General features: G+C 35.5%; 25 protein-coding genes. 10 read left to right on the top strand and 15 right to left on the bottom strand.

Going from position 1 to position 20,857, the window contains the following annotated elements; genetic code table 11:
- Window positions 1-153: 153 nt before the first annotated feature.
- Window positions 154-756, top strand: coding sequence for a 2,3-diphosphoglycerate-dependent phosphoglycerate mutase (locus ACKTTZ_RS20330; protein WP_253316029.1), 603 nt, complete (start codon window positions 154-156; stop codon window positions 754-756).
- Window positions 757-808: 52 nt separating this feature from the next.
- Complete coding sequence (gene pdeM, locus ACKTTZ_RS20325) at window positions 809-1,450, top strand: ligase-associated DNA damage response endonuclease PdeM (protein WP_253316030.1); 642 nt, start codon at window positions 809-811, stop codon at window positions 1,448-1,450.
- 4 nt (window positions 1,451-1,454) lie between these two features.
- On the opposite strand, the gene ACKTTZ_RS20320 is transcribed toward pdeM, so the two are convergent.
- Both ACKTTZ_RS20320 and ACKTTZ_RS20315 read right to left on the bottom strand, forming a co-directional pair.
- A complete protein-coding gene (locus ACKTTZ_RS20320; protein WP_407846454.1) occupies window positions 1,455-1,757 on the bottom strand; it encodes a hypothetical protein in 303 nt (100 codons plus the stop codon).
- Between the two features lie 691 nt (window positions 1,758-2,448).
- Window positions 2,449-3,666, bottom strand: a complete 1,218-nt coding sequence (locus ACKTTZ_RS20315) for an MFS transporter (RefSeq protein ID WP_051934531.1) — start codon at window positions 3,664-3,666, stop codon at window positions 2,449-2,451.
- A gap of 149 nt (window positions 3,667-3,815) precedes the next feature.
- Between ACKTTZ_RS20315 and ACKTTZ_RS20310 the strand changes: the two genes are divergently transcribed.
- The 4 genes from ACKTTZ_RS20310 to ACKTTZ_RS20295 all read left to right on the top strand — a co-directional run bounded on the left by ACKTTZ_RS20310 (window position 3,816) and on the right by ACKTTZ_RS20295 (window position 5,593).
- Window positions 3,816-4,406: a TetR/AcrR family transcriptional regulator gene (locus tag ACKTTZ_RS20310; protein WP_034698201.1), complete on the top strand. Its 591-nt coding sequence runs from the start codon at window positions 3,816-3,818 to the stop codon at window positions 4,404-4,406.
- A gap of 70 nt (window positions 4,407-4,476) precedes the next feature.
- Window positions 4,477-4,935: a hypothetical protein gene (locus ACKTTZ_RS20305; protein WP_407846453.1), complete on the top strand. Its 459-nt coding sequence runs from the start codon at window positions 4,477-4,479 to the stop codon at window positions 4,933-4,935.
- Between the two features lie 2 nt (window positions 4,936-4,937).
- Entirely contained in the window at window positions 4,938-5,240 is a 303-nt protein-coding gene (locus ACKTTZ_RS20300) for a DUF3817 domain-containing protein (protein WP_034698207.1), read from the top strand.
- Window positions 5,237-5,593 (top strand): rhodanese-like domain-containing protein, encoded by a 357-nt coding sequence (locus tag ACKTTZ_RS20295; RefSeq protein WP_253316036.1) that lies wholly within the window; start codon window positions 5,237-5,239, stop codon window positions 5,591-5,593. The genes ACKTTZ_RS20300 and ACKTTZ_RS20295 overlap by 4 nt, the downstream gene beginning before the upstream one ends.
- Before the next feature lie 45 nt (window positions 5,594-5,638).
- Here ACKTTZ_RS20295 and ACKTTZ_RS20290 read toward each other — a convergent pair whose 3' ends face one another.
- Together ACKTTZ_RS20290 and ACKTTZ_RS20285 are read right to left on the bottom strand one after the other, a co-directional pair.
- A complete protein-coding gene (locus ACKTTZ_RS20290) occupies window positions 5,639-6,592 on the bottom strand; it encodes a nitrilase family protein (RefSeq protein ID WP_407846452.1) in 954 nt (317 codons plus the stop codon).
- Between the two features lie 64 nt (window positions 6,593-6,656).
- A complete protein-coding gene (locus ACKTTZ_RS20285) occupies window positions 6,657-7,454 on the bottom strand; it encodes an AraC family transcriptional regulator (protein WP_034698212.1) in 798 nt (265 codons plus the stop codon).
- 324 nt (window positions 7,455-7,778) lie between these two features.
- On the opposite strand from ACKTTZ_RS20285, the gene ACKTTZ_RS20280 reads away from it, so the two are divergent.
- A complete protein-coding gene (locus tag ACKTTZ_RS20280) occupies window positions 7,779-8,285 on the top strand; it encodes a pyridoxamine 5'-phosphate oxidase family protein (RefSeq protein WP_034698213.1) in 507 nt (168 codons plus the stop codon).
- 136 nt (window positions 8,286-8,421) lie between these two features.
- Here ACKTTZ_RS20280 and ACKTTZ_RS20275 read toward each other — a convergent pair whose 3' ends face one another.
- From ACKTTZ_RS20275 to ACKTTZ_RS20265, 3 genes are all read right to left on the bottom strand, one after another.
- The gene (locus ACKTTZ_RS20275; protein ID WP_034698216.1) at window positions 8,422-8,655 is read right to left on the bottom strand and encodes a hypothetical protein; all 234 of its coding nucleotides are present in this window, start codon (window positions 8,653-8,655) and stop codon (window positions 8,422-8,424) included.
- A gap of 8 nt (window positions 8,656-8,663) precedes the next feature.
- Window positions 8,664-9,548 carry a dihydrodipicolinate synthase family protein gene (locus ACKTTZ_RS20270; protein WP_034698219.1) on the bottom strand — a complete coding sequence of 295 codons (885 nt, stop codon included), beginning with the start codon at window positions 9,546-9,548 and terminating at the stop codon, window positions 8,664-8,666.
- Between the two features lie 151 nt (window positions 9,549-9,699).
- Complete coding sequence (locus ACKTTZ_RS20265; protein ID WP_034698222.1) at window positions 9,700-10,155, bottom strand: cupin domain-containing protein; 456 nt, start codon at window positions 10,153-10,155, stop codon at window positions 9,700-9,702.
- A gap of 101 nt (window positions 10,156-10,256) precedes the next feature.
- Here ACKTTZ_RS20265 and ACKTTZ_RS20260 point away from each other — a divergent pair, with 101 nt between their 5' ends.
- On the top strand, window positions 10,257-11,708 hold the full coding sequence (locus tag ACKTTZ_RS20260) for a PLP-dependent aminotransferase family protein (RefSeq protein ID WP_407846451.1): 1,452 nt from the start codon (window positions 10,257-10,259) through the stop codon (window positions 11,706-11,708).
- A 156-nt stretch (window positions 11,709-11,864) separates the two neighbouring features.
- Here ACKTTZ_RS20260 and ACKTTZ_RS20255 read toward each other — a convergent pair whose 3' ends face one another.
- The gene (locus ACKTTZ_RS20255; RefSeq protein WP_034698227.1) at window positions 11,865-13,001 is read right to left on the bottom strand and encodes an NAD(P)H:quinone oxidoreductase; all 1,137 of its coding nucleotides are present in this window, start codon (window positions 12,999-13,001) and stop codon (window positions 11,865-11,867) included.
- Between the two features lie 116 nt (window positions 13,002-13,117).
- Between ACKTTZ_RS20255 and ACKTTZ_RS20250 the strand changes: the two genes are divergently transcribed.
- Entirely contained in the window at window positions 13,118-13,906 is a 789-nt protein-coding gene (locus ACKTTZ_RS20250) for an AraC family transcriptional regulator (protein WP_407846450.1), read from the top strand.
- A 36-nt stretch (window positions 13,907-13,942) separates the two neighbouring features.
- On the opposite strand, the gene ACKTTZ_RS20245 is transcribed toward ACKTTZ_RS20250, so the two are convergent.
- From ACKTTZ_RS20245 to ACKTTZ_RS20220, 6 genes are all read right to left on the bottom strand, one after another.
- Window positions 13,943-14,443, bottom strand: a complete 501-nt coding sequence (locus ACKTTZ_RS20245; protein ID WP_407846449.1) for a CinA family protein — start codon at window positions 14,441-14,443, stop codon at window positions 13,943-13,945.
- A 166-nt stretch (window positions 14,444-14,609) separates the two neighbouring features.
- On the bottom strand, window positions 14,610-14,936 hold the full coding sequence (locus tag ACKTTZ_RS20240) for a hypothetical protein (RefSeq protein ID WP_407846448.1): 327 nt from the start codon (window positions 14,934-14,936) through the stop codon (window positions 14,610-14,612).
- Between the two features lie 69 nt (window positions 14,937-15,005).
- Window positions 15,006-15,308 (bottom strand): hypothetical protein, encoded by a 303-nt coding sequence (locus ACKTTZ_RS20235; protein WP_407846447.1) that lies wholly within the window; start codon window positions 15,306-15,308, stop codon window positions 15,006-15,008.
- Between the two features lie 459 nt (window positions 15,309-15,767).
- Window positions 15,768-16,382 carry a Crp/Fnr family transcriptional regulator gene (locus ACKTTZ_RS20230; protein ID WP_407846446.1) on the bottom strand — a complete coding sequence of 205 codons (615 nt, stop codon included), beginning with the start codon at window positions 16,380-16,382 and terminating at the stop codon, window positions 15,768-15,770.
- A 51-nt stretch (window positions 16,383-16,433) separates the two neighbouring features.
- Window positions 16,434-17,030 carry a Crp/Fnr family transcriptional regulator gene (locus tag ACKTTZ_RS20225; protein ID WP_407846445.1) on the bottom strand — a complete coding sequence of 199 codons (597 nt, stop codon included), beginning with the start codon at window positions 17,028-17,030 and terminating at the stop codon, window positions 16,434-16,436.
- Window positions 17,031-17,552: 522 nt separating this feature from the next.
- A complete protein-coding gene (locus ACKTTZ_RS20220; RefSeq protein ID WP_407846444.1) occupies window positions 17,553-18,437 on the bottom strand; it encodes a DMT family transporter in 885 nt (294 codons plus the stop codon).
- A 96-nt stretch (window positions 18,438-18,533) separates the two neighbouring features.
- Between ACKTTZ_RS20220 and ACKTTZ_RS20215 the strand changes: the two genes are divergently transcribed.
- A complete protein-coding gene (locus ACKTTZ_RS20215; protein ID WP_034698261.1) occupies window positions 18,534-19,955 on the top strand; it encodes a PLP-dependent aminotransferase family protein in 1,422 nt (473 codons plus the stop codon).
- A gap of 38 nt (window positions 19,956-19,993) precedes the next feature.
- On the opposite strand, the gene ACKTTZ_RS20210 is transcribed toward ACKTTZ_RS20215, so the two are convergent.
- Window positions 19,994-20,851, bottom strand: a complete 858-nt coding sequence (locus ACKTTZ_RS20210; RefSeq protein ID WP_081906501.1) for an IS3 family transposase — start codon at window positions 20,849-20,851, stop codon at window positions 19,994-19,996.
- Between the last annotated feature and the right edge of the window lie 6 nt (window positions 20,852-20,857).

Genomic DNA, 20,857 nt, shown 5'->3' with positions numbered 1-20,857 from the left:
TTTGCGAGATTCTAAAATTTATAAAATCAAATAAAAAACCTATCGTTTTAATCTTATTCATAGCCTAATATTATGAGTTAATATTCTTGATAATTTTAAATAATCATCGTAACTTAGGGTATACCTTCTTAGAAGTTTAAATAAAATTTAAAAATGGAAAAATTGTTCTTAGTCCGCCACGGACAGTCACTCTGGAATCTGGAAAACAGATTTACAGGGTGGAAAGATATTGATATAACAGAGGTTGGTATTGAAGAAGCAAAAAAAGCAGGTCTTGCTTTAAAAGGAGAAAGAATAGATATCGCATTCACTTCTGCATTGATCAGAGCACAGCATACCTTATCTATTATCCTTAATGAAATTGGAAATCCCAACATCCCGGTCATCAAAGACAAAGCATTAAACGAACGTTCTTACGGAAATCTGGAAGGACTCAACAAAGCAGAAACGGCTCTTAAGTATGGTGACGAACAGGTTCATACCTGGCGCAGATCATTTGATGTTGTTCCACCAGGTGGAGAAAGCCTTAAAGATACTTACAACAGAGTGATTCCTTATTTTGAAAGCCAGATAAGACCATTATTAAAACAGGGTGAAAATGTATTAATTGTGGCTCACGGAAATAGTCTTCGTGCCTTAATTATGTATCTGGAGCATCTTTCTCCTGAAGAAATTTTAGAAAGAGAAATTGCTACCGGCTTTCCACTGACTTATGTTTTTGATGAAAAATTTCATGTAAGCCGTAAAGTTGGCTAAATATGAGCTAAATAGTTTAATTTTAAACATTCATTTTTCAATTCATCAAGTGTTGATAGCAACTAAAAATATTTCCATCCAAAACGAAACTTTCACTCTGACCAATCAGCGGGCAGTATTCTGGCAAAAAGAAAGGGCATTGATTCTTTCTGATCTGCACATCGGAAAAACAGCTCATTTTCGTAAAAATGGAATTGCACTGGCCAATCACATTATGAAAAGCGATCTGGAAAGATTATCAGCACTGATTGAATATTTTCAGCCTGAAAAATTTATTGTAGTTGGAGATTTGCTTCATGCCGGAGACAATTCTGATGTGGATGAATTCTGTACCTGGAAAAGCCAATATTCTGATCTACAGTTTTATCTTATTGAAGGAAACCACGATCGTATTTCAAAAGCTTTGGAGGAAAAATTATGCTTTAATCACAAAGCTGAATATTTTGAAGTGAATGGAATTACTTTTATTCATGATTTTGATGCCGCCAGATCCGGATTTCAGATTACGGGACATATTCACCCTGGAATTGTGCTGAATTCTGCAGTGAAAAATATCAGGCTGCCCTGCTTTGCGCTCAGCAGCAATCAGTTATTATTGCCAGCTTTCAGTAAATTTACAGGACTGGACACGAAAAACCTTCCTAAGAAAAGTACATTCTTTGTATTTACAGATGAGGAAATTTATGAAATCTGATCACTTAAGGTGTTAACTCCAGTGGATTTTCATATTTCTTATTTTCTTCTCTTTCTTTTTCTCTTTTTTTCAGCATTTCCTGTCCTTTTACAATAGTAGTTCCGTAACTTGCAAGTACACCAGCTACATTCGTTTCAGCATTCCTTTGTGCTTGTTTTAATTTTGCCTGTGTGGTTTCTGCAGCTCCGGTGTATCTGCTTTTCTTCATATTGATTAGTTTATTCTTTAATTGAGAGTTTGAGATAGACTTTACTAATTCAAAATCAAAATCTCCTTTTTCATCTGTAATTTTTATGATCACTTCCATCCGGATTATATGTACTTGTTCCAGAATTAGTCATTACTGAATCTCCTTTAAGTGAGACCGCATTTGCAAAAAATGCACGATTATCACCTATTTGTAACAAAAATTGGTCTTTATATTTGTTATCTGTTCGCGTATCAAATTTAGCAGTTAATATATTAATTACTTCAACCCTTTCACGCCATTCTGTTGCTTGTTGTGGTGTCCAATCCTGAGTAGTTATAGCGGTTATACCACAAGAAGTTTCTGCAAACCAGGTTTTTGATTGTAACCCTCCTTCTACCGTTTTAAATTCATTTCGGGATAATTTTTTTTAATTTTTCATTATTTTGTGTTTTTAAAATTAAAGTATAAATACACACCATAATTCACCTCACAAATGAATCATTATCCTGTGTTAAATTATTGATTTTCAATATATTTTATTCAAAATTATTTAAATGAAAAAGACATACTATAATCAAATAGTTGTAATTTAACACATACTAAAATAATTAGAATTAAATAGATTTCTTTAACCTGAAAATATTTTAAAAACAAAATAAAAGGCAGATAAAAACCTGCCTTTATAAAACCACCATCTGCATTATCAATATTTTGATTTCCTCTTCATTAAAATGCCTCTAACATCCTGGTTTGTAGTTTTCGCTATGAAACATAGCTTAGAAATTATTATAAAAACAGTAATGAAATCCTAATTTTTATTGCTTAAACGGATACTGTAGACTGTAATCAATACGGTTACCAACAGGAATAAAGCACCTATCCATGGCGTACTTGCCAAACCTAAGGATGAGGTAACAATCATTCCTCCGGCATAAGATCCGATCGCAATACCGATATTAAAAGCAGCAATATTGATCCCAGAAGCTACATCCTCAGTTCCCGGGAGCTCTTTTTCAGCAATCTGTACCACCAATAACTGAAGTCCGGGAACAGAAGCAAATGATAAAGCTCCTAAAAAGAAAAGTGTAATGATGCTTAAAACCGGACTGCTTACTGTAAAATAAAACGCAAGCAATACCAACCCCTGTGCTGCAAACATCCATAAAAGAGCTTTCAGCGGATTTTTATTCGCCACTTTCCCACCAATCAGGTTTCCTAAAGCAATGGCAATTCCATAAATCAAAAGGATAAAAGTGACCGTAGACTCCTGAAATCCTGTAATTTTCTGTAAAATAGGTGACAGGTAAGTAAATACTACAAACGTACCTCCATATCCCATCGCAGTCATTAAAAAAGCAAAAATCAGACGTCTGTTTCCTAATACTTTAAACTGACTCTTTAAAGATGCGGTTTTCCCATTTTTAAGGTTATTGGGAACTAATAGTAAACTGGCTACCAGCCCTATAATTCCAAGGATTGAAACTCCTATGAAAGTAGCTCTCCATCCGAAATGCTGTCCTATAAATGTTCCCAGAGGAACTCCTGTTACAATCGCAAGAGTAAGTCCGGCAAACATAATAGAAATGGCTGTGGCTCTCTTCTCTTCAGGGACCAGCGAAGCTGCAATGGTAGAACCTATGGAAAAATAAACTCCATGGGCCAATCCCGTAAGTATTCTTGCCAGAACTAATGTTATAAAGCTGGGAGCTATAGACGCCAGTCCGTTTCCAATAACAAATAGCATCATAATGGAAACCAAAAGCATTTTGCGTGGTACTTTTCCTGTTAATGCCGTTAATATCGGTGCTCCGATAGCTACTCCTATCGCATAAAGACTTACCAGCAGCCCTGCAGAAGGAATAGTAATTCCAAGGTCAGAAGCTACTGTGGGAAGAAGTCCTACAATAACAAATTCTGTAGTTCCAATTCCAAAGGCACTTATCGTTAATGCCCAGAGCGCTGCAGGAAGACCTTTTTTGACAGTCTTTGATGCAGTATTGATCTGTATTTCTTTTTGAAAGTTCATTGTCTTGTAATTTGTTGATATTGACAAGGCAAAGTTCCGACGAATATTTACATTATAAAAATTATTTAAATTGTATCAAAGTATCAGAATAATGATAGTTTTATTTTACATTTAAAATGTGTTCCTTTGTAAAATAATCATCAGTTTTAATGAAGAAATCAGAAGCAACCCGTCTTACTATTCTCCAGAAAGCGTTCGAATTGATCTATGTAAAAGGTTTTCAGACTACAAGCATTGATGAAATTATCGCAACGACTCAGGTGACGAAGGGTGCTTTTTATTATCATTTTAAAACCAAGGATGATATGGGACTCGCTATTATTACGGATCTGATGAAGCCCAATTTCAGGAAAATTTTTATAGACTCTCTTCAAAACAATCAGAATCCTTTAGACAGTATTTATGATATCATGCATTATCTCCTGATTGAAAACGATTTTTTAAAAGTTGAATATGGCTGCCCTACTTCTAATTTTGTACAGCAAATGGCACCATGGCATCACGCTTTTACTCAGGCTTTACATGAACTTTCAAAAGAATGGGAACAGGCTCTTGCAGAAAGTATTGAAAAAGGGAAAGAAGCAGGATTAATCAGGAAAGAAGTCAATGCAAAAGAAGTGAGCGTTTTTGTTATTTCAGGCTATTGGGGAGTAAGAAATCTGGGCAAATTAGAAAACTCAAAAGAAGTATATCTTATTTATTTAAAAGGACTTAAGTCTTATTTCAATACCCTTCAATAATTTTTTTATCAAAAAACATACTAATTAGTATGTTTTTGTTTTACCTTTGCTGTGTTCAAAAAAATAAACAATGTATCAAACCCTTACTTTTTTACATTCCCTCACCCGATGGCTGGTCTTAATAAGCCTGATTTATGCAATTTACCGTTCTTTCAAAGGATATTTTTCTGACAGAGAATTTACAGGAAGAGATAATGCGGTAAGACATTGGACCGCTACAATAGCCCATATTCAATTGGTCATAGGAATGGTATTTTATTTTAAAAGCCCGGTAATCCAATACTTCTGGAAAAATTTCAACCAAGCCAAAGAATCTTTTGAGCATCTGTTTTTCGGAATGATTCATATTTTGCTGATGATTACAGCCATTATTCTCATTACAATAGGCTCTGCTTTAGCCAAAAGAAGACCTTCGGATAAAGAAAAATTCAAGACTGTGGGGATCTGGTTTTCAATAGCACTGATTATTATTTTCATTGCTATTCCGTGGCCTTTTTCTCCTTTTGCAAACAGACCTTATTTCAGATAATTATGATAGATTTATTTAAAACAAAGATTGGCCGGCTGAGAATTCTGGCTATTTTGGAAGGAATTTCACTTTTGAGTTTGGTATTTATTGCCGTTCCTGTAAAATACTGGCTGGGAAACCCCTTGTTTGTAAGGCTTATCGGACCTGTTCACGGGACATTATTTCTGCTTTTCCTGTTCAATACACTGAGCGTAGGCATAGAACAGAACTGGAAGTTTAAAGAAATAACCTGGAAAGTAATTTTGGCCTGCTTTATTCCGTTTGGAACCTTTTATGTTGACAAAAAAATTCTGAGCAAGCTATGAAAAGTCTTTTTATATTCTGTGGAATAGCTCTTATTCTGTATGTAGTCTACAGAGTTTACCGATTCCAGACTTTAGATAACGGTTTACCGGAACTGCTCAAAAAAGGAGCTGTCATTTTGGATGTAAGAACTGAAAAGGAATATGAAACAGGGCATATAGAAGGTTCTGTGAACATTTCTTTAGGAACAATAAGAGAGCGTTATATAGAATTAGATCCGAAAAAAACATACATCACAGTGTGTTCTCACGGACTCAGAAGCGTAAAAGCCGAGAATCTCCTGAAAGAAAGAGGCTTTAAACATATCTATAACGGAGGTGCCTGGACCGACCTGCAGACCACTATCCATCCATAAAACAATGAATCTCTCCTGCTATTATTACAGAAGAGATTCAATTTTTTAAAGTGTTTTATCAGTAAGCCAAACTACTTTTTGCTCTGATGAATGATCTTGCCCAATGATATTCCTGTATAATTCAGGTCTTCTGGCTTTAATATAGCGAGATCCTCCTGCCTGAGTTAGTTTTTCAGGAGTAATGACAACTGACTCAAAACTGTTTTCCCACGAGTGGCATTCTGCAATCACATCTCCAAAGGGATCTATAATCATGGAACACCCGTTTTTAAGCTGGTCATCATCCATACCAATTGGGTTTGAAAAAACAATATATGCTCCGTTATCATAAGCTCTGGATGGAAGCCACTTCATCAGCCAGTCCCGGCCTTTCATTCCATTAAATTCCAGACGTAAAGATGTAGGATCCACTACCCTGTTTTCCCAAAGCTGAGGGTCTACAAAACCTGCTCCCGGCCTTGTAGAAGGCGTACACATTGTAACATGAGGCATGAAAATAATTTCTGCACCCAAAAGTCTTGTAGCTCTTACATTTTCAATAATATTGTTATCATAACAGATAAGAATTCCACATTTCCAGCCCATGATATCAAACACACAGTATTCATTACCAGGGGTAAGGTGTGGATTAATAAAAGGATGCAGTTTTCTGTACTTTGCTTTTAATCCAGTTTTATCTACACAAACATAAGCCTTGAAGAGGTTATCATGTTTATCTTTTTCAAACAATCCGGCCAGTATGGTGATATTATGTTTTGTAGAAATCTCTTGTAGTCTTTTAATGCTCTCACCTTCCGGAATAAGTTCTGCAATATCAAGAAGCTGTTCTCTGGAAAGTTTTCGGGCAAAAGTATAGCCTGTAATGGAACATTCATGGAAGGCAATTACATGAGAACCTTTGGATGCTGCCTCTCCAGCTAATTTTTCTATAACGGATAGGTTATAAACTTTATCACCACTTTTATTTTCAAATTGTGCTGTCGCAATTTTAACGTTCATACTTTTTTTAAGCAAAACTAGGCTGTGTCGCTTCTTAAAAATTGTATAAAACCGCCATACCGAGTTACAGCTCAATAAAATTAACCGCCATTTTATTTTCTGTATGTAAATATTGTTTAGGAGTAAGCCCGATATTATTTTTAAATTCCCTGATCAGATGAGACTGATCAGAATATCCCGCTTCGTAAGAAAGTGTGGTCATTTTTTTATCTTTAATTCCATTATTCATCAGGCTTAAAAAGTAATGAAGACGGATAATATTTCCATATTTTTTGGGAGACATTCCCATATGATATTCAAATTTTCGTTCTAAATGACGCTCAGAATATCCGGTGAAATGCTGCAAATCTTTGGAGGGTACAGAACCTTTACTTTGAAGAAGATATTGTTGTATAGCTGTTATTAAATGATAATCTGTACTCATTCTTTCGGATAAAAAATGGGTAAAAAAGATATTCAGATCATTGATTATGACTAAAGGATTCTCTTTATTAAACAATTTCTCCTGAAACACTTCCAGCGTATTTTTCAAAACATCTTCCACGGAAATAATCTGATTGCGAATTTCTTTGGCAGAAGTTTTCAAAAGAATATTCAAAAAATAAGGTTGGAATACAATGGCCATAAGAGAAAATCTGCCTTTTGAAAAGAAATCCCTGTAACCGTTTAATGTACCGTAGAAAAAGGAAAGGGGCATTCGATCCTCAGAAATACCGGAATACAGATTCATGTCTCCGGATAGTATCAATCCGGAACTTCCATCCGTAAAGAGCCTTAAACTTTTTATATCCTCTTTGGAATTTTCCAAAAATATATAATGTCTGATATAAGGAGCCAGATGTTTGGGAGGTGAAATCTGCATCCATCAAATTTACAGAAAACTTATTGACAGAAAAAGACAATATCCAAATTTAAGACATGCTAAATCACATATTAATTCTCTCGCAAATTCTGCCAATTACGCAAATCTTTCATCAATTATTTGTAGGAAGTAAGTGAATATTATCAAATTTTATCGGGGATAAAATCCTTGCGCCCTAAAAAACATCAATCTTATAAAATCTTTAGCGCCTTTGCATTTTTCCAAAAAAAAATATAATAAATCAAACCAGGTACCACACTTTATTCCCTTTTGGTCAGGTATTTGAATAATTTAATACATACCAATCACTTAAAATAGTATACTATGTCAACACAAAATCTTACCCACCTCGAAGCGATCAAAAAGATCAAAGAGCTGTCAGAAAAAGCAAGAATATGTATGTTTTGTACAGAACTGGAAACCACTCCCATCAATTCAAGGCCAATGACCCTTCAGGAAACAGACGACAGCGGAAATCTATGGTTTATCAGTAGCGGTACCAGCAACAAAAATTTTGAGATAAAAGAAGACCGAAGAGTACAACTGTTTTTCATGAACAACAGCGATTCCCAATATCTTTCAATTTACGGAAAAGCCTCTGTTTATAAAGATAAAGCAACGATAGAAGATAAATGGTCTCCTCTGGCTAAAGCATGGTTTGACGGAAAAGATGACCCTAATGTTACCATTATCCGTGTAGAACCTAAAGAAACCTATTATTGGGACACCAAAGCAGGAAAACTGGTTAGTCTTTTCAGTTTTGTAGCTTCTGCCATAACAGGGCATAAAACCAATAATGCTGACGGTATTGAAGGAAATGCAATCATTTAAAAAGTTCGGAATAAGCAATAAATTCTCTCGCAGATCTTGCAAATTAAGCAGATTTAAACCCAATTATCTGCGTAATCTGCGGGAGATAAAAAAACGGCTCAAGAATTTGAGCCGTTTATACAAGATTAATGATATTCTAACCTTTCACATCCTCCATAGACGCTCCAAAATTAATATGGAGTACATTCCCATTGGGTGTTACTAATGCTGGTACAGATTTTACACCTGCATTTTCCGCGTCTTCAATTTTGCTTTTATCATTACCCAAATGGATAATCTCAACATTTTCTAAACCTATAAGGTTAACGATATCATGTTCTGCACTGATACATACAGGACATCCTGCATGATAAAAAATGGACTTTTTCATACGATTTACTAATTAATAAGGGTTTTAATAATATTTTTTAATTCTTCGGTTTCTTTTTCGTGTAAAGGTTTTAAAGGGCTTCTTAAGTTCCCGCCATCTTCGCCCAGAATATTAAGACCGGATTTCACGGCTCTTGGCAATCCTTTGTTCACAATAAATTTTAAAAGATCAAACTGTTGATAGAAAATCGTTTTTGCTTTCTCAAGATCACCTTCCTCCACAGCATTATAAAGACTGATATTCAGTTCAGGAATAAGATTGGGGGCTGCCGTACACCATCCTCTTGCTCCCGCAGAAAATGCAGCCAGAGCCAAAGGATTGGAACCATTATAGAACGCTACCTCTTCCCCCAGTTCTCTCCTTAGATAATGCATTCTCTGGATGTCTCCCGTACTTTCTTTGATCATTGTTACATTGGGAATTTCAAGCAGCCTTTTCAGCAAAGCCGGAGACATATCTACTCCACTTGTTGCCGGATTATTGTACGCCATAATCGGAATGGAAATCTTACGGGCTACGGCGTCATAATGCGCTACAATTTCATCATCGGTTAGCTTCCAGTAACTCATCGGAATAATCATCACCGCATCTGCCCCGGCTTTTTCTGCGAACTGAGCATGATGAATGGTTTTCTCTGTCGTAAGGTTAGAAACCCCCACCAACGTAGGAATTCTGCCTTTTACCTGCTGTAAAGTAGCTTCAGTAACCTCTTCTTTTTCTTCGTCAGACAGATAAGGCATTACTCCTGTACTCCCCAATGGAGCAATACCATGGCTTCCGGAAGTGATCAGTCTTTCTACCAAATGTTTGAAAAGCGGAATATCTACTTTTTCATTTTTATCAAAAGGAGTTATGGGATAAGCTATAATCCCTTTGAATGGTACATTTTTCATGTTTTTTCTGTTTAAAAGTTTAAGATTATTTTTAAACCATTAAGAGAGAATAAGCTTTTAAGAATAGTAAGACTAGCTTCGCTTAAAAAATCATATCCGATATCAAATACAACAGAAAAACGGTTTCCCTTAATGGTTTAAAATATTCATATTAAAGGTCTCTTCCTTCTTCCTCTCTTAAAGCAACTCCCAGGTTCTGCAACTGAGGGGCATTTTCACAGGCTATATATTTGGCAGGTTCGGTATCACTCAGATTCTGGTGCTTATGCCAGGCCCAGGAAGGAATATATACAGCATCACCAGCTTCCCAATGTACTCTTTCATCCTCTACTTCTGTCCAGCCTTTTCCTTCAATGACAAATAATACGGTTTCATACGTATGGCGGTGTCTGTTGGTTTGTTGCCCGGGAGTTAAGCCTCCAATCGTCATGCTCACATTCTTACTCGGTAGGTCTACAAAGAAAACGGGATGCTTTCTTTCTGTTGAAAACTGGTTGTGCTCTCCTGCATTTTCTACATTTTTATGGATCAAATGGCTTGGTTTTACATACTTTGGTCTTGCAAAAGTTTCGTGAAAATCTTTAGAACTGAATTGTTTCTTGTCCATGATTTTAAAATTATTATGGTTTTGTGCTTTATTGCATGACAAAATTATTTTATATTTGGACTGTTTAAATGATTCAGTTTTTACATAAATAGATAGTCCAGATGTTACGCCCTTGGAAATTGGAATTAGAAATTGATAAAAAGCTTGATAAAGCTGTTTACCTACAGATTGCAGATACTATTATCACTGATATCCGCTCAGGAAGATTAAAAGCGGGTGATGCACTTCCCGGAAGCCGAAATCTTGCACAGACTTTGAAAATAAACAGGAATACGGTTGTAGAAGCCTATCAGGTGCTGATTAATGAAGAATGGGTAATTTCAAGAGAAAGAAAAGGTATTTTCGTATCAGAAAATCTCCCTGTCTTGCATGAAAAAAATGCAGATGCACTGCATGATTCTAAAAATCAGCAGGTCTTGCCTAACGGAATTTTAATTAATTTCGATGATGGCCATCCCGATAGTAAAATTGCCCCTGTAACAGAACTGGCAAGAGCTTATAGGCAGATTTTCAGTATTAAAGCCAAATGGCAGATGATGGGTTATGGAGATGAACATGGAGATATGGAATTCAGAAAAATGATCTCCCAGATGCTTAATCATCAGCGCGGAATGCATATTCATGAAAACGAAATTTCTATTACCCGAGGCAGTCAGATGGGCATGTTCCTTACTGCTCAGAGTCTTTTAAGCCCTGGTGACATCGTTATTGTAGAAGATCCCGGCTATCAGCCTGCATGGCAAGCGTTTCAGTATGCGGGAGCACAGCTTTTGTTCGTGCCTGTAGATCATGAAGGAATCAGTGTCGAGGCTGTTGAAAAACTTTTAAAACAGCATCGGAATATAAAAGCATTATATAGTACTCCTCACAGGCAATATCCTACTACCGTTACGCTGAGCCTTTCAAGAAGATTAAAACTGATTGAGTTGTCAAATCAGTACAATATGACCATCATTGAAGATGATTATGATAATGAGTTTCACTTCGGATATCGTCCTATTCTCCCGATTTCAAGTTTTCCCGAACTGCACAATTATGTGTATATCGGAACTTTAAGCAAGGTGGTAGCTCCCGCTTTGAGGATTGGTTATCTGGCCACTAAAAATCAGGAACTGCTGAAAAGAATTGGTGATCTGAGAAAGATTATTGATGTGCATGGAGATGTCATTATGGAACAGGCAGTTCTTCAGCTCATTAAAGAAGGTGCCATAAAAAAGCATATCAGAAAAGCAACCGTACATTATAAGAACAAAAGAGACTTTGTTTTTGAATTGCTGAAAAAACATATGAAAGATATTGCTGATTTTACGCTCCCCGAAGGTGGTCTGGCTTTTTGGATTGTTCCTAAAGTACAATTGGATTGGGATGTGATAACAGCTTTATTACTAGATAGAAATATTAAGATTATTCATCCTAAACAATACAGTCAAAATCAGGTGAACGGATTCAGATTAAGTTATGGGGCACTTTCTGAGGAACAACTGGAGCAAAGTATTCCTTTGATTGCTGAGATTTTTTCAAGATTTGTGACCCAAGATAAGGTTGAATTATAATGGGAAATAATTTATGCCGGATGTTTTTATCCCTCGCAGATTTTACAGATTACACAGATTTGTATGCTATGTGTAATCTGTCAGATCTGGAAGATTTTTATGTAAAAAAAATTATTAATTTGGATAAGGCAGAAATGATTAAATGAGTATGGAACACTACTCTACTTCAAAGACAGCCTGAATCTCTACGGAAGAACCTACAGGAATAGAAGAAGCCCCCAAAGTAGCTCTGGCATGTTTTCCTTTTTCCCCGAAGACTTCAACAGCAAGATCGGAAGCAACGTTCATCAGATCTGCATGTTTTGTATAATCATCTTTGGTATTGAAAATTCCGGTAAGCTGTACACATTGTTTTACTTTGCTCAAATCTCCTCCCACTGCTTCATTTAACACTGAAATTACGTTCAGCATCGTTACTTTTGTAGCATCTTTTACCTGTTGCTCATTTACTTCAACACCTAATTTCCCAGGATTAAAAATTTTACCGTCTTTTAAAGCAACCTGATTGATAAATACCAGATTTCCCGAACGGACAAACGGCTGATAATTTCCTGCCGGTTTCGGAACCTGTGGAAGTGTAATATTTTTTTGCTTCAGTATTTCACTGAAATTCTGGTGATTTTGAGTAACAGCTACTGTTTTCTTAGGATGAGTATCCTTTAACGCCAGTGCTATTTTTGCGAAATTTCTTCCCTGAAGTTCAGCAATATTTCGTTCTCCTTTCGTTGGTCTTTCCACATCTTTCAGAGAAGCCATGCTGGTAACTCCCAACACCGTATTTCCCTGTGGGATAGCTTTATTTAGCTCTTCTGTTCCACGAATTCCATTAGATACCAATACCATCCCGTGCACAGCAAGGCTGTTCCAGAAGGCCTGAAGAGCAAGCTCCTTTCCTGCTCCACTTCCCGCTGACATAAAGACAGTGGCAGGAACTCCTTCCAAAGCATGATTGGTCCATAACTGAACGGTTTTCGATAAAAATTCACTCATCCCCGTACTGATATTCCCGAAATAAACCGGTGAACCAAAAGCAATTCCATCATAAGAGGTAAGTTCATCTACTGTTGCTACAGGAAGATTTTTCAGGGTTGAATTGGATGAGGCTTTGACTAATTTGATATAAGGAACCGCATTGTTTTCGCTTTCAATTCCTTTGGCTATTTCTTTAGCCAGTTCGTAAGTTCCGCCATTATCGGAATGGATAAGAACCAATATTTTAGCTTTATTTTGTGCCATGATCTGAGTGTTATTAGATAATAAAATTAAAATAAAAAAAAGACATAATTTTTTCATTCTGAATAAGATATAGATTATTTTTTGGATTAATCATGTAGTTATTACATTGATAATACAAAATTACTATTGTCGTTTTTATTAAATTTGCCAAAATATACATATAAAACGACAACATGAAATGTGGACTGATTGAAAAAACAGAAAGCCAGTTTGTAGATTCTATAGAAAAAGAAGCTTACGTATGGTGCGAAAAAAACTGGAAACATGATGATTACGAACACAGGCATAACCGTGCTCAGCTTACATTTGTGGAAGAAGGCTATCAGTATTTTCATATTGACAGGAAAATTTATCTTGTCCCACAACATCATGTCATCTGGATTCCCTCAGAAAAAGCCCACAAAATTACTTCAGAGGCACAAACCGTTAATCTGATGGTATTCCTTTTCAAATCTGTTTTTGAAGATGAATTTTATCAGAATGTTCAGGTATTTGCCGTTCCCCCTGTTTTGAAAGAAATGCTTTTGTATGCCTCAAAATGGAACCAATCTCTGGATGAAAATGAAGAACAGGATATCTTCTTTAAAGCTATTTTAAAAAGTCTTCCTAATTTCTGCAAGGAAAGCAGCGGCCTGGAAATTCCTGTACCTGCTGATACCAGGCTGATTCCTGTATGCAATGATATCAACACTAATTTTAAATATAATCTGGATATTGATTCTTTAGCCGAAAAAGCGCAAATGTCTGTGCGAAGTCTCCAGAGAATTTTCAAAAATGAAACAGGAATTACCTTACAAAAATATCTGCAGCTGACCAGGATTTTAAAAAGTATCGAATTGATAGATACCAAACAATATACCTTGAGTGAAGTAGCTTATAAAGTAGGATATCAAAGTCTTTCAGCGTTCACATCATCTTATTTTGCGATTATGCAGACCAAGCCAAAGGTGAATAAAAATTAAAATTTTTGGATAGAACTTATCATTTAATTCCAATACTTATTTTAGAATTAATACCCTATTGAGTTCACTTTTAAAACATCCCAGAATAAATTCTGTATAGTATAACTGAGCATTTAAAGCTTGAGTTTTAGGATGCAGTTCCAGTTTCTTTGTAAGAATAATTTCTCCTTTATAGGAAAATGAAAAATAAGCGAAAACCTTATAGCCTGAATTAATAATTGGAGTACAATAACCCGTTGTAGAAATAGACCAGTCTGATTCAAAAAGTTTTGCCACATTCAGAGCCATAGCCTGAGAAATAGCTTCTGCAGCTCCGTCATGATCATCAGGTCCGGGTCTGCTGACCTTAAGAAGTCTTACTTTTTCCGGCAGTGTATAAGTTGTCATACCGCCTTTGTAGAATAAAGGAGCATCCGGCATCTGTGAAAAAGCAAGCTGCAGGCAGCCGGAAGTAACACTTTCAGCGATGGAGACAGATTCATCAGCAGCTACAAGAAACTGGCTTATATAATTGAGAAGATTTTGTTGAAATTCCATAGTATTTTATTTTGTGAGGTTCATTTAAAACGGTCATACAAGAGACCAAAAAGCTGCTGAACAAATGAATACAGCAGCTTTCATGATTAAGTATTGAAATGGTGTGAAAGGTGTTTTTTATAACTTATTAAAATGTAAAGACATTTTCAACAAGGCTGTCTAAAACCTAATCTGTTTTACTGTTCTCAAGAATATCAAGAAACCTATTGATATATTCTTCTTCTTTCAAAACCTTATAATAAGCTGTTTTTGCATATAAAGTGAAAGAAGGTGATTCAAACCTTACTTCTGTTTCCCTCTCCGCAGTAACAGATGTATTTTGGGAATGAAATTCACGGATATGAAGAATATACTCTTCAATGCATGTATTGATTGTTCCTTTAAGGACATCACATGTTGCATTCTTTTTGATCTTCTCCAAAGACTTGATCAGAAAAGCCGTCACTCCGTATGAATTGATTATAGGCGGAAACAGAGATTCATTCTCTATCATATTATTTTTATCATTCAACCCGGAATGCCGTAAGGTGTCGTTCTCAAATATCATATTCAAAAAATGGTATTAGTTATGGGAAGCTTTTAAATATTGCTCGAAATAATGAAGGTCATTTTTATCTTTAATAGACAGGTAAAACATGATTTGTTCCGGTTCTTTCAGTCCAATGCTGCTGAAGCAGTCAAAATGGGCAATGAGTGCCTGTATGTTTTCAATATCAATATCTTTCAGGATGATGAACAAAAGAAAGATGTTTTCTTTAATTTCTTTAGCATAAACAGCTGCTCCATCTTCAAAGCAATCTCCTTGATGAGTTACTTTTACAAATTCTTTATGCTTCAGAGTATTTATTATTTTCTGACAGTTCATACATTTTGATTTCATGGTTAAAATAAGCCTGTTATAAGCAAGCTATAAAGTATACTGTACCCTTTTAATCTCCCTGTTTTTCATTAAAATTAACAGATGTGTCGGTACTATCTGTCAGTTCCCAGTCTTCATTTTCGGTAATATAAACATTGTTGACCGCACTTACAAAAAATGGGTGAAGCAGAGTTTTTTCTCTATCATTTTCCAGTATAAATCTCTCATTCTCATCCGGTTTTTTTATAGCGGAGTTGGTATTGTGGGATTCTGTGATTTTATCGGCTATAATATGAATATTTAGTTTGATTATTACAGCCCGTAACTGGCACTAACAGCAATTTCAAAAATGAATACTTTTATATTCAATTCAGTTAAGATCTTAAGAATGGTATTGAAAACTGCTCTATCAAATGTACATAAGAATAACTCACTTTTTTATGATCTGAGTCATTAAAATCATATTTAATATAAAATTTTACGATCTTTTAAAGACAGTATGCCATCTTTTTCCATTTTTTTTAAGTTTCTGATTACTGTTTCTACACGTAAGCCCGTAAGATTGGCAATCTGTTGACGTGTAAATGCAATATGGAAACAATGATGACAGTCTTCATCATGATAGCTTTTAAGATAATCCATTAAGCCTTTCAGTCTCTGCATAGGATTTAGTGAAGCCAGGCTCTGCATCATTTTCAATTTATAATAAATTTCCTGAGAAAAACAGGCATTCATTTCAAGAGAAAGATGAGGATGTTTATCGATCATTTCCAGAAAATTATTTTTGGGAAGCCTTATAATTCTGGAGGTATCAAGACAAACTGCATTCACAGGATAATCCTGACTAAGAAAAAGCATTGCTTCCCCAAAGCTTTGGTTTTTACCTAAAATATTATGAATAAACTCTTTTCCTTCTTCACTATAATTATTGAGCTTCACCTTTCCACTACCAATCTGAAAATAATAAAGCGCATGATCTTCTTCTTTAAAAATAACTTCCTTTTTTTTATATATCCTGTCTTCTGCGCCATAGGAGTACAAAAGATTTTCATCAATATTCATGCAGCTTATTGTTTTCATAATTTCAATGGATTTTTTTAATGAAAAACAAATAATATGCCTGAAATAAGGTTAATATAGAATTTTACGATTTTCAATTCTCACAATTTTATCTCTTTCCATGTGTTTAATCGTTCTTATCGCGGTTTCCACACAAAGCCCTGTAAGGCTAGCCATTTGCTGCCTGGTTAATGGAACTAAAAAAGAATAAGGACTCAGATCTTTTTGAGAACTTTTAAGATAATCCATTAGTCCTCTAAGCCGTATAGAAGGGTTTTGAGAAGAGAGGCTCTGCATCATTATGAATTTATAATAAAGACGTTCTGAAAGAAAACTGTTTACCTCCATATATAATTCCGGAGATTGATTCAGCAGATTGAAAAAAGCAGATTTATGAAGTCTCAGAACACTACATTCTGTAATAGCTTCTGCATTTACCGGATATGGTTTTTCTATAAAAAGGATAGATTCTCCACAGCTTTCCCCGTCTGATAAAATATTTTGAATAAACTCTTTCCCTTCCTCATTATAATTGTTGAGCTTTACTTCTCCTTTAACAATCTGATAATAATAATTAGGAATGTCCCCTTCAAAGAATATTACTTCTGAAGGGGTATAACGTCTCGTTTCTGCTCCCGCTGAAATCAAAATGTTTTCGTCGATAACCATAATAGCTTTTTTTGGAATTGTTTTCTTCTTCCTATCTTCCTAGTCTTAGTAAAAATATTATTGGTAATCGATTCTAAGATGCATGCAAAAACCGCACCTTAATTATTGTTATTAAAGTTAAAAAATGTTAAAAATTTCAACAACTTTAAATCTTTTTACATTTATTAATTAAATATCATTACTAAAAACACAATTAAATTGCTTTTTTGATATCTTATTTTAAAAATTTCAGTTTCAACAATATGTAAAAATACCAAACAATAAACCCCGCTTTATTTGATTAAAACAGGGTTTTCAAAGTAACAACAGGAAAATCTGTTATTTTTTTGATATTTTGTTGTTATGGGTTTTTGTGATATTTATAAGTTTTTTTGAAAAAACCGCACACCTTATATTGTACCGGAAGGGATTGGATTTATTTTGGAAATAAAATTCATCCTGATTTTTGTAGTGATGAGGCAAAAGGAAATTATGATGGACCTATTTTTGTTATAACTGAATTCAGGAATGCTCTATATTTCATTATTTTGCAAATTTCTTAGTTCCTGCAACACATAGTATCACTCCTACTGTTACGCCCAGCATTCCCATACTCACCTGCTCATGAAGAAGCCACGCAGCCAGGGCCAGGCCAAAGAAAGGTTGAAGTAACTGCAGTTGGCCAACAGTTGCAATTCCTCCTTGTGCCAATCCTTTATACCAAAAGATAAAACCAATAAACATACTGAAAAGAGAAATATAAGCCATCCCAAACCATCCCTGAAAGCTGACTTGCTGAATATTTTCAGGAAAGTAAATAAAAAATAAAGGAATCATTACAGGCAGTGCCAATACCAAAGCCCAGGAAATTACCTGCCAGCCTCCTAACGTTTTAGATAATTTAGCTCCTTCAGCATAGCCCATACCACATAAAATAACGGCAAGAAGCATCAGAATATCGCCAATAGGTGATGCTGATATTCCTTGTGAAACAGCATAGCCAATCACCAGAAGGCTTCCTACAATCGAAAAAAACCAAAATATAGGATGAGGTCTTTCCCCACCACGCATCACACCAAATACAGCAGTTGCCAAAGGGAGCATTCCCAGAAATACAATAGAATGCGCTGAAGTAAGATATTGAAGTGCCAACGCAGAAAGAAGGGGAAACCCAACCACACAGCCAAGAGAAACCAACAATAATGGAATCAGATCTTTTTTGACAGGACGTTTTTCTTTCCCCAGCCATAATACGATAAGCGCCAAAACACCTGCAACCGCTGCACGAACAATCGTTACAAAAGTAGGACTCATTTCCATTACGGCTAATTTAGTAGCCGGCAAACCGCCACTAAATAAGACTACACCTATAAATCCATTGATCCAGCCATTTATATTTTCATCTTTTGATAGTTGTTTTGTCATCATTTTATTCAAGCTTTTAATTAATATTCAAAATTAGAAAGGATAATTAAATAAACACAGTATCAGTTTTGTATATTTGCATGAGCACAGTTTAAAAATATGAGTAAAGAATTTTTATATACAGAAATTGCAGACGGCATTGCAGGACAGATCAGAAATGGTATTCTAAAGACAGGAGACAAGCTTCCTTCCGTGAGAATGCTATGCCAGGAACATCAGGTGAGTATGAATACGGCCAAGCGTGTTTTTCTGGAACTGGAATCACAGTCTTTGGTAGAATCTAAGCCACAATCTGGTTATTTTGTAAGCCAGCTGCTCTCTGCCAAACTTCCTTTACCCGAAGTAAGCCGCCCATCATTGATCGCCAATAATGATGAGCCGGATGAACTGATCAGTAAGGTATATGAAAATATGGGTAAAAAAGACCTTACTTTTTTCTCTATTGGTATTCCATCAGGAGCTCTCTTACCTCAGGCTAAACTTAAGAAAGAAATTGTAAACGCCACCAGGGAATTAAAAGACGGCGGCACCGAATATGAAGAACTTCAGGGAAATCTGAAATTAAGAAGAATGATTGCTGTACGTTCCTTGCAATGGGGAGGAAATCTGAGCGAAAATGACCTGATTACCACCAATGGTGGAATGAATGCTCTTTCTTTCTGTTTAATGGCTTTAGGAAAACCAGGAGACACCGTTGCTATCGAAAGTCCTTGTTACCCAGGAATCCTTCAGCTTGCCAATGGTTTGGGATTAAAAGTTCTGGAACTTCCTACCCATCCTACTACCGGAATAGAAATTGAGGCTTTAAAAAAATTAATTCCTAAAATAGATCTGTGCCTTTTGATTCCCAATTTCAATTCACCTTTGGGAAGCTGTATGCCTGATGAAAACAAAAAAGAAATTGTAAAAATACTTTCTGAAAATAATATTCCTTTAATAGAAGATGATGTCTATGGAGACCTTTATTTTGGTTCCAGTCGCCCGAAATGCTGTAAATCTTTCGATAAAGACGGAAATGTGCTGTATTGCAGCTCTATTTCCAAAACTTTAGCTCCCGGATATCGTGTAGGCTGGATTGCACCAGGAAAATATAAAGATAAAATTCTGAAGCTTAAACTTCTGCATTCTACATCTTCTATTTCGATTGTGAATGAAGCTGTTGCCAATTTTCTGAAATCCGGAAAATATGAAAAACATCTTCAGCAGCTTCGCAGAACATTACAGTTCAATTACCAGAACTATGTACAGACCATTGCAGAATCTTTTCCTGAAGGTACAAAAACCAGTCGTCCGCAGGGAGGTTTGTCTTTATGGGTAGAATTTGATAAAAAAATTCGAACAACAGAATTATACGATCTGGCCATCAAACAAAACATCAGTATCGCTCCCGGAAGAATGTTTACCTTTCAGGAACAGTTTGAAAATTGTATGAGACTTTGCATAGGACTCCCATGGTCAGAAGATACACAGGCAAAACTCAGACAGGTTGGACAGCTTGCCAAAAAGATTTATTTAAAGTAAGGAAGATGGAGGCTGGAAGATGGAAGTTATGTACATCCCTAACTAGAGTTGACCGTATTGTTATTTAATATCTCATTGTTAAATATATTCAAAATAGGTTTATTAATGTTCATATTTTGTCTCCAATATTCTTCAAATTTTTCTGGAGACATTTTACCAATTGCATTATGCGGTCGTTTAGTGTTATAATGGTTGACCGCTTTTTTAATAAACCTTTTAAGCTGCTCAAAGTTCTTTGGATTCCAATATTGGATATAATCATTCTTTATGGTTCTATTGATGCGTTCTGCATAAGCGTTCTCCTGAGCAGAAGCACCCATACTTATTGTACTGTTATGGGCTTTTAATAAATCAATATAATCCCTTGAAGTGTATTGACTTCCTCTATCTGAATGATGAACCTTTGGAGGCTGGTTATTTTTCAATGCCATTTTTAAAGCTTTCAAATTGGCTGAAGCACGCATATGATCTGATACACTAAAGCCTACAATTTTCTTGGTATAAACGTCTATAATAAATACGGCATAGTAGAACTTGTCTTCAATTGGAATATAAGTGAGATCCGATTGCCAGAGAGCAGAAGGAGATGATATTTTCATTCCTTTTATTACATTAGGAAAATAAATCTTTGAGGCAATTGTAGTTCTTTTATAATTTTTCTTGATGTTTAAACGATAACCCAACTGCATGAAAATCTCTATAAAATTATCTCTACCAATAAAGTTAGGTTTTAATGTATAGTACATTTTTTCAACTCCACAACCCGGATGTTCCCTTCTTAGTTCATCGGCATCCATGATCAATGCTGCCAGTTTTACATCAAATTCCTGTTGTCTTTTTACCTGTTGATGTACAGCCTGTTTACTCACGCCAATGGACCGATAAAACATATTCATGGAATA

It is taken from the genome of Chryseobacterium sp. KCF3-3, from assembly GCF_045865955.1.
Lineage (GTDB): Bacteria > Bacteroidota > Bacteroidia > Flavobacteriales > Weeksellaceae > Chryseobacterium.
Note: the sequence above shows the minus strand (reverse complement) of the source record. Positions and strands in the feature narration are given on the sequence as shown.

Coding starts and splice junctions, on each gene's coding strand:
- ACKTTZ_RS20320 (WP_407846454.1), bottom strand. CDS start 1,757: ATGGAAGTGATCATAAAAATTACAGATGAAAAAGGAGATTTTGATTTT.
- ACKTTZ_RS20275 (WP_034698216.1), bottom strand. CDS start 8,655: ATGAAAAAGTCCATTTTTTATCATGCAGGATGTCCTGTATGTATCAGT.
- ACKTTZ_RS20230 (WP_407846446.1), bottom strand. CDS start 16,382: ATGAAAACAATAAGCTGCATGAATATTGATGAAAATCTTTTGTACTCC.
- ACKTTZ_RS20305 (WP_407846453.1), top strand. CDS start 4,477: ATGTATCAAACCCTTACTTTTTTACATTCCCTCACCCGATGGCTGGTC.
- ACKTTZ_RS20310 (WP_034698201.1), top strand. CDS start 3,816: ATGAAGAAATCAGAAGCAACCCGTCTTACTATTCTCCAGAAAGCGTTC.
- ACKTTZ_RS20330 (WP_253316029.1), top strand. CDS start 154: ATGGAAAAATTGTTCTTAGTCCGCCACGGACAGTCACTCTGGAATCTG.
- ACKTTZ_RS20250 (WP_407846450.1), top strand. CDS start 13,118: ATGAAATGTGGACTGATTGAAAAAACAGAAAGCCAGTTTGTAGATTCT.
- ACKTTZ_RS20315 (WP_051934531.1), bottom strand. CDS start 3,666: ATGAACTTTCAAAAAGAAATACAGATCAATACTGCATCAAAGACTGTC.
- ACKTTZ_RS20220 (WP_407846444.1), bottom strand. CDS start 18,437: ATGATGACAAAACAACTATCAAAAGATGAAAATATAAATGGCTGGATC.
- ACKTTZ_RS20280 (WP_034698213.1), top strand. CDS start 7,779: ATGTCAACACAAAATCTTACCCACCTCGAAGCGATCAAAAAGATCAAA.
- ACKTTZ_RS20240 (WP_407846448.1), bottom strand. CDS start 14,936: ATGATAGAGAATGAATCTCTGTTTCCGCCTATAATCAATTCATACGGA.
- ACKTTZ_RS20270 (WP_034698219.1), bottom strand. CDS start 9,548: ATGAAAAATGTACCATTCAAAGGGATTATAGCTTATCCCATAACTCCT.
- ACKTTZ_RS20295 (WP_253316036.1), top strand. CDS start 5,237: ATGAAAAGTCTTTTTATATTCTGTGGAATAGCTCTTATTCTGTATGTA.
- ACKTTZ_RS20290 (WP_407846452.1), bottom strand. CDS start 6,592: ATGAACGTTAAAATTGCGACAGCACAATTTGAAAATAAAAGTGGTGAT.
- ACKTTZ_RS20265 (WP_034698222.1), bottom strand. CDS start 10,155: ATGGACAAGAAACAATTCAGTTCTAAAGATTTTCACGAAACTTTTGCA.
- ACKTTZ_RS20210 (WP_081906501.1), bottom strand. CDS start 20,851: ATGAATATGTTTTATCGGTCCATTGGCGTGAGTAAACAGGCTGTACAT.
- ACKTTZ_RS20255 (WP_034698227.1), bottom strand. CDS start 13,001: ATGAAAAAATTATGTCTTTTTTTTATTTTAATTTTATTATCTAATAAC.
- ACKTTZ_RS20245 (WP_407846449.1), bottom strand. CDS start 14,443: ATGGAATTTCAACAAAATCTTCTCAATTATATAAGCCAGTTTCTTGTA.
- ACKTTZ_RS20215 (WP_034698261.1), top strand. CDS start 18,534: ATGAGTAAAGAATTTTTATATACAGAAATTGCAGACGGCATTGCAGGA.
- ACKTTZ_RS20235 (WP_407846447.1), bottom strand. CDS start 15,308: ATGAACTGTCAGAAAATAATAAATACTCTGAAGCATAAAGAATTTGTA.
- ACKTTZ_RS20260 (WP_407846451.1), top strand. CDS start 10,257: ATGTTACGCCCTTGGAAATTGGAATTAGAAATTGATAAAAAGCTTGAT.
- ACKTTZ_RS20300 (WP_034698207.1), top strand. CDS start 4,938: ATGATAGATTTATTTAAAACAAAGATTGGCCGGCTGAGAATTCTGGCT.
- ACKTTZ_RS20225 (WP_407846445.1), bottom strand. CDS start 17,030: ATGGTTATCGACGAAAACATTTTGATTTCAGCGGGAGCAGAAACGAGA.
- ACKTTZ_RS20285 (WP_034698212.1), bottom strand. CDS start 7,454: ATGCAGATTTCACCTCCCAAACATCTGGCTCCTTATATCAGACATTAT.